Origin of the sequence: Hyphomonas sp. (genome assembly GCF_022844445.1) — a bacterium.
Classification (GTDB): domain Bacteria; phylum Pseudomonadota; class Alphaproteobacteria; order Caulobacterales; family Hyphomonadaceae; genus Hyphomonas.
This window is the reverse complement of sequence record NZ_JALHLS010000005.1, coordinates 168,175-180,605: the sequence shown is the minus strand read 5'-3', so window position 1 is coordinate 180,605 and position 12,431 is coordinate 168,175. Positions and strand designations below refer to the sequence as shown.

General features: G+C 64.0%; 11 protein-coding genes. All 11 read left to right on the top strand.

The window, feature by feature from the left end:
• The first annotated feature begins 294 nt into the window (after positions 1-294).
• The 11 genes from Q0C17_RS07980 to Q0C17_RS07930 all read left to right on the top strand — a co-directional run bounded on the left by Q0C17_RS07980 (position 295) and on the right by Q0C17_RS07930 (position 12,369).
• Positions 295-1,524: an EAL domain-containing protein gene (locus Q0C17_RS07980; RefSeq protein ID WP_291204063.1), complete on the top strand. Its 1,230-nt coding sequence runs from the start codon at positions 295-297 to the stop codon at positions 1,522-1,524.
• Between the two features lie 69 nt (positions 1,525-1,593).
• On the top strand, positions 1,594-2,151 hold the full coding sequence (locus Q0C17_RS07975; RefSeq protein WP_291204061.1) for a hypothetical protein: 558 nt from the start codon (positions 1,594-1,596) through the stop codon (positions 2,149-2,151).
• A 33-nt stretch (positions 2,152-2,184) separates the two neighbouring features.
• Positions 2,185-3,036, top strand: coding sequence for a TIGR01459 family HAD-type hydrolase (locus Q0C17_RS07970; RefSeq protein WP_291204056.1), 852 nt, complete (start codon positions 2,185-2,187; stop codon positions 3,034-3,036).
• Between the two features lie 58 nt (positions 3,037-3,094).
• On the top strand, positions 3,095-3,526 hold the full coding sequence (locus Q0C17_RS07965) for a MaoC family dehydratase (RefSeq protein ID WP_291204052.1): 432 nt from the start codon (positions 3,095-3,097) through the stop codon (positions 3,524-3,526).
• Complete coding sequence (gene ribF / locus Q0C17_RS07960) at positions 3,526-4,452, top strand: riboflavin biosynthesis protein RibF (RefSeq protein ID WP_291204049.1); 927 nt, start codon at positions 3,526-3,528, stop codon at positions 4,450-4,452. The genes Q0C17_RS07965 and ribF overlap by 1 nt, the downstream gene beginning before the upstream one ends.
• Before the next feature lie 159 nt (positions 4,453-4,611).
• A complete protein-coding gene (locus Q0C17_RS07955; protein ID WP_291204045.1) occupies positions 4,612-5,178 on the top strand; it encodes a YbjN domain-containing protein in 567 nt (188 codons plus the stop codon).
• Between the two features lie 212 nt (positions 5,179-5,390).
• Positions 5,391-8,411, top strand: coding sequence for an isoleucine--tRNA ligase (ileS, locus tag Q0C17_RS07950; RefSeq protein WP_291204042.1), 3,021 nt, complete (start codon positions 5,391-5,393; stop codon positions 8,409-8,411).
• An 84-nt stretch (positions 8,412-8,495) separates the two neighbouring features.
• Complete coding sequence (gene lspA, locus Q0C17_RS07945; RefSeq protein WP_291204039.1) at positions 8,496-9,014, top strand: signal peptidase II; 519 nt, start codon at positions 8,496-8,498, stop codon at positions 9,012-9,014.
• A 41-nt stretch (positions 9,015-9,055) separates the two neighbouring features.
• Positions 9,056-9,553 (top strand): DUF3035 domain-containing protein, encoded by a 498-nt coding sequence (locus Q0C17_RS07940; protein WP_291204036.1) that lies wholly within the window; start codon positions 9,056-9,058, stop codon positions 9,551-9,553.
• A 42-nt stretch (positions 9,554-9,595) separates the two neighbouring features.
• Positions 9,596-10,945, top strand: a complete 1,350-nt coding sequence (locus Q0C17_RS07935) for a pitrilysin family protein (RefSeq protein ID WP_291204033.1) — start codon at positions 9,596-9,598, stop codon at positions 10,943-10,945.
• On the top strand, positions 10,945-12,369 hold the full coding sequence (locus tag Q0C17_RS07930) for a pitrilysin family protein (RefSeq protein ID WP_291204030.1): 1,425 nt from the start codon (positions 10,945-10,947) through the stop codon (positions 12,367-12,369). The genes Q0C17_RS07935 and Q0C17_RS07930 overlap by 1 nt, the downstream gene beginning before the upstream one ends.
• Positions 12,370-12,431: the final 62 nt, after the last annotated feature.

The following is a 12,431-nucleotide window of genomic DNA, read 5'->3' as shown; positions in this document are numbered from 1 at the left end:
AGGGCCCCGTCCTTGCGGACAGGGCCCGTGTCTCCCCCGAGACGCCCCCGCTCCGGCCAATAATGGCCGCGGACCGGCGCGCCGTATGAGGCTTAAGCATTTGTTAATCGCCTCGCCCTGCAATGGTCCATGCCGGATCTGCCGTTCCGGCTCAGGAAATCGCGGCGTGTTGCGTTCGGGCAACGGTTCGGGCCCGGGTTGCCCGACGGGGCAAATCAAGCCAATTCCGAGCAATTCGTTAACCAATTCTGCCTTATTGTTAAGATTGATGGGTTATTTCCGGGTGCTGGTCTGATGACGTTCGTCTTGTTCCTTCTATACCTCGCCGCCGGCGCAGGCGTAGGCTACGGCATCTTCACCTTCACCACCGTGGGACTCCCCCTGGCCATTGCCGGCGGTGCCATCACGTCTGCCGTTCTCGGCCAGATCCACGTGCTTGCCCGGGCGGGTTCGGCAACCAAGAAATTCGACGAGCGGATCGAGCGCATCGAGAAGGACCTCACCGCCGTGGGCCGCACCGTGAAGGTGATCGAGGCACGCACTGATGTCGTCGAGGAAACGCTCAAGCACGAGATGGGCGAGCAGCGCGAGAACCTCGCCAAGGAAATGAAACAGCTGCAGACGCTGATCGAGCGGCTGACCGTCAGTTTCGAGCGCAAGCTGACCGAAACCTCAGTCCAGCAGCGCGTCACCCCGATCGAAGACTCGGTCCTTCGCGATGTGCGCGCCGCTCTCAAGGACGGCCGCGTCGACCTTCATCTCCAGCCGATCGTCTCGCTGCCGCATCGCCGCGTTTCTTTCTATGAAGGCCTGACGCGCCTGCGCCGGGCAGACGGCTCGCTGATCCCGCCAGCCGATTTCCTCGATGCCGGCCGCCGCGCGAACCTGATGGGTATCATCGACAACCTGACCCTTTTCCGCTGCGTGCAGATCGTGCGGAAGCTTGCCGAGCGCGACCGCCGCGTCGGTGTGTTCTGCAACATCGCGGCAGCATCGCTCGAAGATCCCGGTCTGTTTCCGCTCTTCCTCGAATTCATGACCGAGAACCGCGACCTCTCCGGTTCGGTGATCTTCGAACTGCGCGCCGACAAATTCGAGAACCGCTCGCCGGTGATCCGCGCCAACATGGAAAAGCTCGCCGCGCTCGGCTTCCGCTTCTCGCTCGACCATGCGACCAGCCTGAACTTCGACCTGTCACGCCTCCAGGCTGCCGGTGTCCGCTTCATCAAGATGAACAGCGGCCAGCTGATCGACATGCTGCGTGATCCGCAGGGCGAGCGTCCGTCCTCGAACATCAACCGCCGCCTCGACGGCAAGGAAGTTACCGCTGTCATGTCGCGCTACGGCATCACGATGGTGGCCGAGAAGATCGAGGACGAAGCCAGCGTCATCGAGATTCTCGAGTACGACATCCCCTATGGCCAGGGTCACGTGTTCGGCTCCCCGCGCCCTATCAAGGCCTCTCTGATGGAAGACACCGCCCCCCCTCAGGCACTGATTGATCGTCTGTCGAAGTTCGGCTGACCCGGTTCCGGCTTGATTTAGCCGGAATTCAGGGGCCTTCTGGTGCGGATCTGCGGAGGAAGCGGTCCCATGAAACTTGCCGGAATGATTCCTGTCGGCCTGCTGTCGCTGATCGGCGCCTGCGTGATCGCCCCTCAGTCGACCGAACTGGTTGCCCCTCCGGAGATCACCACGGTTTCCGAAGCGCGCCTCGCCTTTATCGGTATCACCGGCTCGCTGCCGGAGTCGGGAAGCGACCTGCCGCCCGCGCTGCTTGATCCGCTGATCGACCTTGTGCCCGTCCGGCTGGACGTAACGCTCCGCCCACCTCTGTCGCCGACCGTGCAGGGCGAGGACGGCTTCTATACGCCGATCACAGATTGCGGTTTCGGGCCCATGGACGCGGGTGTTCTCGCCGTGCCGACCGGCTCCAACCACATGCTGCTCGATGTCCGCATGGGCTCGCCGGTCGACCACCCGGCTAACCTCTTCACCTGCGAGTATGATCCCGCGAGCGCCACCGGGGACGATGTCGGCACGACCTACCGCCTGCGCGGCTGCTTCCTGCCGCAGTCGGTCTCGGTCCCGACGGCGGTACAGTGGGTACTCAACCCGCTGCCGGCCTCGGCCTGCGGCCTTGGCGATTGACCCTCTGGTCTGTCCGGCCTACCTCCCGCCCCGATGAACGCTCTCCAGTTTCCTGCCGGGCTTGCCGCCCTCGCGCCGCGCTATGACACCATCCTCTGCGATGTGTGGGGCGTTATCCATAACGGGCGCGCCGCCTTCACCGAGGCCTGCGACGCGCTGGTAAAATTCCGCCAGCAGGGCGGGCAGGTGAGCCTGATCACCAATGCGCCCGTGCCCAACAAGCAGGTCATCCGCCTGTTCGAGCCGCTTGGCGTACCGCACGCCGTGTTCGATACCTGCGTCTCCTCGGGCGATGCCACCCGCGCCGAACTCGCCGCCCGGCCGGAGATGACGGTCTGGCGGATGGGCGGCGACGAGGGCTGGGAACATGACCGGTTCCTCTATGAAGGCCTCGGCCACACCTTTATCGACGATGACCGGGCTGACCTTCTTTTGTGCATCGGCCTGCGCGATCAGGTGAACGATCAGCCAGAGGACTACCGCGCCGAGCTTGCCCGGGCGGTCGCCAAGGGCATCCCGATGCTCTGCGCCAACCCCGACAAGCAAGTCCGCGTAGGCGGCAAGCTCTACTGGTGCGCCGGTGCGCTCGCCGCCATCTACGAGGATCTGGGCGGGCAGGTAATCTACCCCGGCAAGCCTTATGCGCCGATTTATACCCTGGCCGCTGCGCGGCTTTCGGAGCTGAAATCGCCCCCGACGCGAATCCTGTGTATCGGCGACAGCCCAGCCACGGATGTGCGCGGCGCCCGCCTGCAGGGCTTCGACAGCCTTTATGTCGGGACAGGCCTGAAGCAGCATGGCGCAGATTTTGAAGCGGAAGTGACGGATCTGCTGGCCGATTACGGCGAGGAAGCCACCTATGCCATGACAGGCCTCAGGTGGTGACGCCGCGCGCCGCGGCGTGTAACGGACAAAACATCAAGGATTCAGGAGCCCCGACGGCATGACGAATTTCACCGGTTTCAAGTACGAAGACCTTCAGCTCGGACAGTCGCACGAAACCGTGCACACGATCACCGAGAACGATATCCAGCGCTTCGCCGAAGTATCTGGCGACTTCAACCCGCTGCATATGTCCGACGAGTTCGCCGCCGGCACGATCTTCGGCAAGCGCATCGCTCATGGCGCGCTGACGGCCAGCTACATCTCCGGCATCCTCGGCAACAACCTGCCCGGCCCGGGCGCCATCTTCGTCGGCCTCTCCATGCGCTTCAAACGCCCGGTCCATATCGGCGACGTTGTGACGGTACGCGCCGAAGTCGCCGACAAGCAGGACCGCGGCAACCGTGTCACCCTGAAGGTTGAGTGCCTCGTTGAAGGCAAGCGGGTCATTACGGGAGAAGCCGAGGTCGTGGCCCCGAGCCGAGACAAGTAATGCCCGTTTTCGCGGACTATCGCGGTCTTCCGGAAAGCGCCCAGGGCGCCTCGATTGCGCTCGGCAATTTCGATGGGCTGCACATCGGCCATAAGGCCGTGATGGACGCCGCCCGCCTTGCCGGGCACGGCAAGTTCTCGGTGGCGACCTTCGAGCCCCCGCCGCGCGCCTATTTCCGACCGGGTGATCCGCCTTTCCGCATCCTGCGGCCCGAGCGGCGCAACGCCGCCATCCTCGCCGCCGGTGCTGCCGCCGTGTTCGAACTCCCGTTTAATGGCGAGATGGCCGCGATGACCGATGAGGGCTTTGTCCGCGCCGTGCTGGTCGAGGGCCTGAAGGCCAGGCATGTCTGTGTCGGTTCCGATTTCCGCTTCGGCCGGGGTCGTATGGGTCATGCCCAGCGCCTCTCCAGTCTTGGCCGCGCGCTCGGCTTCGGCGTCACGATTGTGGAGGAAGTCGAGGACCACGGCGCCAAGGCCTCCTCCACCGCTATCCGGCAGGCGCTGATGGCGGGGGAGCCGGAACTCGCCGCCGAAATGCTGGGCGGCCCCTGGATCGCCGACGGGATCGTCGAGTCCGGCGAGCAGAACGGCCGCAAGCTGGGCTTCCCGACCGCCAACATCCTGCTCGGCGAGCTGATCCATCCCAAGCACGGTGTCTATGCGGTCCGGGCCCGAATCGAAGGCGAGAAGGCGTGGCGGGACGGCGTCGCCAATTTCGGCCGCACGCCAACCACCGGCCTGCGTGACCCGCTACTGGAAAGTCATATCTTTGATTTTGCAGGCGATATCTACGGCAGGCGCCTGGAAGTGCAGCTAGTTGCCTACCTTCGTCCGGAGCACAAGTTCCCCTCTCTGGATGCCATGGTCGAGCAGATGCACCGCGACGCGGCGCAGGCGAGAGCGATCCTCGCGCGCGGCGCCTGACCGCAAGTTTCGCCGGGACGTGGCACACCTGTGCGCTCTGGTGGCCAATTCTCGCCGAAATCATGAAAATTCCGCAATTTGGCGGCTTTCCCGCCCTTCACAGCCGCCCGAAATAGGCAGAGGGTTTTGCGGTATTCAGCGCCTCAAGGGGAGGATCTCATGCGCCGTATCATCGCTTCCATGGCCGTTCTGGCAGCCTTGGCAATGCCCGCACTGGCCGACGACAACCAGCTCGTCAAAACGGTCAACCTGCAGCAGCTGCAGACCATCCTGATTGAGGAAGGCTACACCATCAATAGTTCGGGTGATGATGGCGATGTCTCCGTCCGGGCCACCGATACGGCCAACACCGGTCTGATCTTCAACCTTATGGGAACGGCCTGCGATCTAGAAGGCTACGATCCGGGCTGCCTCGGCATCAACATGCAGGTCCGCTATGACGCGGACGGTCAGGAAACGCTGGAACGGATCAACGAAGCCAACCTGATGTGGGCGGCCACCTCTGCCTGGTATTCCGCCGGCGGCGTGGACGGCGAAACCCCGACGGTCGGCATCACCCGCTACGTCATCCTCGACGGCGGCATGACCGTCCGCAACGTCAAGGACAACCTCCTCAATCTGCTGGCCATCGCCCCGCAGGCGGCAGATTACATCTGGAAAACCGGCATCTACGCCGATGACTACGTCCCCGGCGAAGAAGATTACTACGACGACGAGGAGTGGTAGGCCCGAGCCCGGAACCTTCGCCTCAAGGGGTGACAGTCCCCGTTGGGGCGTGATAACCGCTGCGGCGATGACATATTCCGTGGCGATTCAGGCAATTCGAATTAGCGGCCCGGCCGCCGGCTGAACCCTTTGTTCAGCCGTGGCCGGGTAATCCCGTATGGCCTGAGGCCGCCCGCCCGTTCCCGTTTCCGCTGACGAAGACCTGATCCACGATGACCGATACCGCTGCGACTGAACGCGATTACCGCGACACCTTGTTCCTGCCTAAAACCGAGTTCCCGATGCGCGCCGGCCTGCCCAAGGCCGAGCCCGAATGGATCAGGCGCTGGGACGAAATGGGCCTCTACGCAAAACTCCGCGCCGATGCGAAGGGCCGCAAGCCCTTTATCCTGCATGACGGCCCGCCTTACGCCAACGGCCACATCCACCTCGGTACGGCGCTCAACAAGATCATCAAAGACATCATCGTCCGCTCGCACCAGATGCAGGGCTTCGACGCCTCCTACCTGCCGGGATGGGATTGCCACGGCCTGCCGATCGAATGGAAGGTGGAGGAGGAGTTCCGCTCCAAGAACCGCCCCAAAGATTCGGTACCGGCGGATGAGTTCCGCGCTGCCTGCCGCGCCTATGCCGAGCATTGGGTGAAAGTGCAGGGCAAGGAATTCCGCAGCCTCGGCATCGAGGGCGAATGGGACAATCCCTACCTGACGATGGCGTTCGAGAGCGAGGCCATGATCGTCTCCGAATTCCTCGACATGGCGATGAAGGGCGGCCTCGTGCGCGGTGCGAAGCCCATCATGTGGAGCCCCGTCGAACGCACGGCGCTCGCCGAGGCGGAAGTGGAATACCACGACCGCAAGGTGCCGGTGGTGTGGGTGAAGTTCCCGGTTCGCCTGGAGGCGCCTGATGGTCCGAGTTCAGAACAGGTGGCCGGCGCGTCGGTCGTGATCTGGACGACGACCCCGTGGACGATCCCCGCAAACCAGGCTGTGAGTTTCAATCCGGAAATCGCCTACGGACTTTATGAAGTCACCGATGTGATGACGGCGGAGGAACTCGGTTTCCCGCCCTATGTGAAGGCAGGCGACAAGCTGATCTTTGCAAAGAAGTTGGTCGCTGACGCCATGAGCTCGGCCAAGGTTCGTGCAGGCGGCTATCAGCACCTTTGTGACGTCGACCCGGAAGGTTGGGGTCTCCAGCACCCGCTGCACGGTCTTTCGCCCTTCTTCCAGCACCCGATCCCAATGCTCGCCGGCGGCCATGTTACCGACGATGCGGGTACCGGCTTCGTGCACACAGCGCCCGCCCACGGCGAAGATGACTTCGAAGTCTGGGTGGCCTCCGGGCGCACCACACAGCAGATCCGCCAGATCGTCGATCCAGATGGTAAGTATACGGACGAAGTACCGGAGCCGCTCCGCGGCCTCGACATCATTGTCACCTCGGGCAAGAAGCGGGGCGAGGCGGGAAAGGCGAACAATGAAGTGATCCGCCTCCTCGCCGAGAGTGGCAATCTGCTCGCGCGCGGCATCACCACGATCCGCGATGCCCACTCCTGGCGCTCCAAGGCGCCGGTTATCCGCCGCGCTACGCCGCAATGGTTCATCGCCATGGACAAGCCGGTCCACAAGGGCAAGACGCTGCGCGAACTCGCCGTGAAGGCCATCGCCGAAACCGAGTTCTTCCCCGCCACCGGCCGCAACCGCCTGTCCGCCATGGTCGAAAGCCGGCCCGACTGGTTGATCTCGCGCCAGCGCAACTGGGGCGTGCCGATCACGCTGTTCGTCAACGCGAAGGGCGAACCGCACACCGCTGCCCTTTCCGGGGAGCAGGCCGACAAGCTCAACGCCAATATCAAGGCCGCCATCGAGAAAGCCGGCGTGGACGGATGGTTCGCCACAGCCGATGCCGTTTTCTTCGAGGGTACGGGCGTCTCGCCGGATGGCTGGGAGAAGGTCACCGACGTCCTCGACGTCTGGTTCGATTCCGGCACGACGCATGCCTTCGCGCTGCGGGCGCGCGGCATCATCGACAACGCGACCGGGCAGGCGGACGTCTATATGGAAGGCTCCGACCAGCACCGCGGCTGGTTCCAGTCCTCGCTTCTGGAGTCCTGTGCGACGCGAGGCATGGCGCCCTACAAGAAGGTCGTCACCCACGGCATGGTCGTCGATGCGGAAGGCAAGAAGATGTCGAAATCGATCGGCAACACGATCGAGCCCGACGAGTTCCAGAAACAGCATGGCATCGAGATCCTCCGTATCTGGACGGCATCGGCCGATTACTGGGACGATACCCGCATTTCCGACGAAATCATCAAGGGCACGATCGAGACCTATCGCAAGCTGCGCAACACGCTGCGCTACCTGCTCGGCGCGCTGGATGGCTACAGCGTCGCCGAAGCTGTCGATGCGAAGGATATGCCCGGCCTCGAGCGCTTTATCCTGCACCGTCTCGCCGAACTCGACAGCGAAGTGCGCGCCGCCTTCCAGGTATTCGACTTCAAGCGCGTGATGACCGCGATCGTGAATTTCGTGAACGTCGAGCTTTCGGCCGTCTATTTCGACATTCGCAAGGACGCGCTCTATTGTGACCCGTCCTTCGCGACCAAGAAAGCCTGGGACGCTGAAACCTCCGTTTACGGAAATCGCCGCCGTGCCGTGCGCACGGTGATGGCCGCCGTGATGGAACGACTCCTCGCCTGGCTCGCGCCGGTCATGCCGTTCACTACGGACGAAGCCTTCGGCGAAAGCCACCTCAAGGGCTCGGTGCCGTCCGTCCACCTTCTGCTCTTCCCGGAAACGCCGGAGAGCTGGCGCGACGCCGCCCTCGCGGCGCGCTGGGAGAAGATCTTCCGTGTCCGCCGCGTCGTCACCGGCGCGCTGGAAGTCGAGCGCCGGGACAAGCGTATCGGGGCCTCGCTGGAAGCTGCGCCCGAAGTCATCGTCAGCGACAAGGCGCTCTTGGATGCCTTCGCGGGCGAAGACGCCGGCGACCTCTTCATCACCTCCGGCGCGACGCTGGTGCAGGGCGCCTCCGGTCCGGCCGGCGCCTTCACGCTCGACGATTCGCCCGGCATCTGGGTGGTGCCTGCCAAGGCGCCCGGCATCAAATGCCGCCGCAGCTGGAAATACTTCGACCCCAAAACCGCCACCCCCGGCTTCCCGGACATCACGCCCCGCGACGCGCTGGCCGTGAAGGCATGGGACCAGGCCATTGTCTGGCCCTCTTGAACCCCTTTCCCCTTTTGCGGGAGAGGGGAACAGAAGTGCACACAAAAGCTTGATCCCCCCGGCGCGGTCTGCAATCTCACCCCCATGAAATTGCCGTCACCTTCAGCTTGGCCGTTCTTCCTGGTGCCCGTCGTGGTGCTGCTCGACCAATGGAGCAAATGGCTCGTCCTGCAGGAGCCGCGCTTCAACGCGCTCGGCTGCCTTGACCGGATGGAGCCCTGCGGCCGGATTCCCCTCCCGGGACCCCTCGATTTCACCATGCTCTGGAACCGCGGCATGAGCTACGGCCTGTTCCAGACGGACGGAATCGGCCGCTGGATCCTCGCCGCCATCATGGCCACCATCGCCATCGGCTTCTTTGTCTGGCTCCTGAAGGCCGAAGGGCGCTGGCTGCGACTCGCGCTGGCGCTTGTGATCGGCGGGGCCTTCGGCAACCTGATCGACCGGGTGCGCTTTGGCGCCGTGGTCGATTTCATCGATGCCAACGGCCTCTATTTCCCCTGGGTGTTCAACGTCGCCGATGCCGCCATCAGTGTCGGCGCGGTGTTGCTCTTCATTGACCAGTTCCTGCTTTCGCGTCCAAAACAGGCTACAAGCTCGTAAACCCCCGGCCACCGGCCACCAGAAACGGATCTGCCCCGCCCATGAAGCATCCTTTCCTCATTCTCGCCGCCGGCGCTGCCCTTGCTGCCACCGCGGCTTGCACCTCCAACGGCGGTGGCGGCGGCTCGACCCCCAACGAGTTCCGCGTCGTCACCAAGGCCCCGCTCAGCATCCCGCCCGAATACAGCCTGCGCCCGCCGCCGGCCGGCACCAGTATCCCCTCTGAAGTCGAAGCGGCTACCTCTGGCAACACGACCGCCTTCGGCACGACGATGGGCCAGGACGCCAGCGCTTCCGAGAAGGCACTCGTCGCCGCCGCAGGTGCCAATGCCGCAAACCCCTCGGTGCGCGCGCAGGTCGACTATGAAGAGACCAAAGCGATCCGCAAATCGGCCACTATCGGTGACCGCATCCTGTTCTGGCGCAAGGACAAGCCGGAAGACGCAGCGTCCGCTGCCACCGACAATGCCACCGGCGACCAGCCGGTGATCATCCAGCAAACCAGCGGCGGCAACCGGATCCGGCTCCCCGGAACCTGATCCGCCCCGAAAACTACAGCTACACCTAACCGGAGGACGCCCATGAAACGGAGTCTCGCTGCCGGGCTATTCGCCCTGTTTGCTTCTTATGCCGCTGCAGAGGAAGCCGCGTGGGCGCCCTCAACCTTCACGCTCTCGAACGGTATGGACGTCGTGGTCCTGCCGGACCACCGCGCGCCCGTCGTCACCCACATGGTCTGGTACAAGGTCGGCGCCGCCGATGAAGCGCCAGGCAAGTCTGGCATAGCGCACCTCTTCGAACACGTGATGTTCCAGGAGACGAAAAATCTCGGCCCCGGCGAGTTCGACAAGATCGTCAGCCGCTCCGGCGGGCAGAACAACGCCTTCACCAGCTGGGACTATACCGCCTATTTCGAGCGCGTCCACAAGGCCCAGCTTGGTACTATGATGGGCCTTGAGGCCGAGCGCATGGTCAACCTCGTGATCAATGATGATCCCAAGGGTCCGTTCATCTCCGAGCGCGACGTCGTGAAGGAAGAACGCCGCCAGCGTATCGAAAACAATCCAGGCGCCATCCTGCAGGAAAAGGCGCTCTCCGCGCTGTGGAAGGGCCACCCCTACGAAATCACCGTCATCGGCAAGATGGAGGAAGTTGCCGCGCTCACCCCGCAGGATGGCCTTGATTTCTACACAGAGTATTATAGCCCGGCCAACGCCATCCTCGTCGTTGCGGGCGACGTGACGCCGGATGAAGTGCGCGCTCTCGCTGAAGAACACTACGGCGCAATCCCGGCCTCGGGGGCCGAACACGGACCGCGCAAATGGCAGTCGGTTGCCCCGCTCACCGAAACCGTCCTGCTCACCCACGCCGATCCGAAAGTGCGCCAACCCAACTGGAGCCGGTATTATCTCGGCGTCTCCCAGCGCCGGCAGCCGGACGACGCGCTGGCCCTTGATGTCGGTCTCGAAGTCCTGGGCGGCGGCATGACCAGCCGGCTCTACCAGTCCCTGGTCGAGCAGCAGCAACTCGCCATTTCCGCCAGCACCTTCGCCTGGACAACGCTCCACGATGAGGGCCCGGCCGTCATCTCCGCCAGCCCCGCGCCGGGCGTCACGCTGGAGACGCTCGAAGCCGCTGTAATGGCGGAAGTCGAGAAGGTCCTTGCTGAGGGCTTCGCCGAAGCTGAAGTCATCCGTGCCCGGAACAAGCTGGCCGCTGATGCGATCTACGGCCGCGACAGCCAGTCGGGCATGGCGGAAACGTTCGGCGCCTGGCTCGCCCTCGGCGGCAAGGTGGAAGACATCCTCGGCTACCCGGACGCCGTGCGCGCCGTCACGCCTGAAGAGGCGCTTGCCGCGGTCCGCGCCGTCTTCGCGCCGGAAAAACACTATATCGAAGCCCACCTTCTCCCGGCTGAAGGAGACCTCTGATGCATGCCGCAAAGATTCTCCTGTGCGCCGCTGCGCTCTCTGCGCTCACGGGCTGTTCCACGATCAAGGGTTGGTTCGTCGGCACGCCGCAGCCGCCGGCCGCTGAAGCGCTCCTCACATCGCCGGACAAACCTGAGCTGGCGGTCATCGTGCATGACGGCGAGTTCGCCCAGATCCAGCAATTCGTCACGCCGGGCGGGGTTTCGGTCTGGCTGGTGTCCGAGCCGTCGATCCCGATCCTCGCCGTGCAGATGGCCTGGAAAGGAGGCACCGCGTCTGACCCCGCCGGCCTCGAAGGCCTCGGCGAGGTGGTCACCTACAACATGAATGAGGGTGCCGGTGACCTCGACTCCCTGGGCTTCCAGACCGCGATGGAAGACCTCAATATGGACTTCAGCTGCGGGGCTGGCGGGGAGTGGACGAGCTGCTCCATCTCGACGCTGACCGAGAATGCCGCAGGCGCGATGTCGCTCGTCGCATCCGCCTTCGCGGCGCCGCGGTTCGATGAGGGTCCGTTCGAGCGCTTCCTGCGCGAGAAGGAAGTCGGCCTCAACACGCGCGAGACGAACCCCAACTATCTCGCCTGGCGCGCCACGGCCAAAGCTCTGTACCCGGAGCACCCGTTCGCGCGTGAGCTGTCATCGGAAAGCCTCGGGGCCCTGACGCCGGATCTTGCCCGCCAGCACATGCGCGCCCTTGTGACCAAGGACCGCCTCCTGGTTACAGCCGTCGGCGCTGTCACACCGGAAGAACTGGCCCCGCTGATTGACGAGGTTGCTGCCGGCCTGCCGCAGACGAGCACGCTCGCCCCGATCCCGCCGATCGACCTCACAGGTGTTGCAGCAACGGAAGCCGTCATTGACCTGCCACAGCCGCAGAGCCTTGTGCGCTTCATCGGGCCCGGCATCGGGCGGGACAATCCGGATTTCTTCCCGGCCTTCGTACTGAATTACACGCTCGGCGGCGGCGGCTTTGAAAGCCGCCTTGTGCAGACGCTCCGTGTGCAGAAAGGCCTCACCTACGGCATCTCCACCAGCATCGACCCCGGCCCGACCCTCAAGACGTGGTCCGGTGGCGGCCAGACCAAGAACGAGAGCGCGGGCGAGTTCATTGCCGGCATCAAGGCGGAACTGGCGAAGTTCGTTGAGAGCGGCGTGACCGAGCAGGAACTCGCCGACGCGAAGGCCTATCTCACGGGTTCCTATCCGCTCGGTTTCGATTCCAATGCGAAGATCGCTAACCAGATGATGGGTGTGCGCCAGGAAAATCTCGGCGTTGATTACTTCGACCGCCGCAACGCGCTCGTCTCCGCCGTCACGCTGGAAGACGTCAACCGCGTCTCGAAAACCTACCTCGACCCCGCCCGCTATTCTTTCTTCGTGGTCGGTCAGCCGCAGGGGATCGAAGCGCCCGTTACCCCTTAAGTGATCTTGAAACCCCTCTCCCGCCCGGGAGCTGGGGTTGCGGTGAGAGGCTTGATCACACG

Coding starts and splice junctions, on each gene's coding strand:
- Q0C17_RS07980 (WP_291204063.1), top strand. CDS start 295: ATGACGTTCGTCTTGTTCCTTCTATACCTCGCCGCCGGCGCAGGCGTA.
- Q0C17_RS07975 (WP_291204061.1), top strand. CDS start 1,594: ATGAAACTTGCCGGAATGATTCCTGTCGGCCTGCTGTCGCTGATCGGC.
- Q0C17_RS07970 (WP_291204056.1), top strand. CDS start 2,185: ATGAACGCTCTCCAGTTTCCTGCCGGGCTTGCCGCCCTCGCGCCGCGC.
- Q0C17_RS07965 (WP_291204052.1), top strand. CDS start 3,095: ATGACGAATTTCACCGGTTTCAAGTACGAAGACCTTCAGCTCGGACAG.
- ribF (WP_291204049.1), top strand. CDS start 3,526: ATGCCCGTTTTCGCGGACTATCGCGGTCTTCCGGAAAGCGCCCAGGGC.
- Q0C17_RS07955 (WP_291204045.1), top strand. CDS start 4,612: ATGCGCCGTATCATCGCTTCCATGGCCGTTCTGGCAGCCTTGGCAATG.
- ileS (WP_291204042.1), top strand. CDS start 5,391: ATGACCGATACCGCTGCGACTGAACGCGATTACCGCGACACCTTGTTC.
- lspA (WP_291204039.1), top strand. CDS start 8,496: ATGAAATTGCCGTCACCTTCAGCTTGGCCGTTCTTCCTGGTGCCCGTC.
- Q0C17_RS07940 (WP_291204036.1), top strand. CDS start 9,056: ATGAAGCATCCTTTCCTCATTCTCGCCGCCGGCGCTGCCCTTGCTGCC.
- Q0C17_RS07935 (WP_291204033.1), top strand. CDS start 9,596: ATGAAACGGAGTCTCGCTGCCGGGCTATTCGCCCTGTTTGCTTCTTAT.
- Q0C17_RS07930 (WP_291204030.1), top strand. CDS start 10,945: ATGCATGCCGCAAAGATTCTCCTGTGCGCCGCTGCGCTCTCTGCGCTC.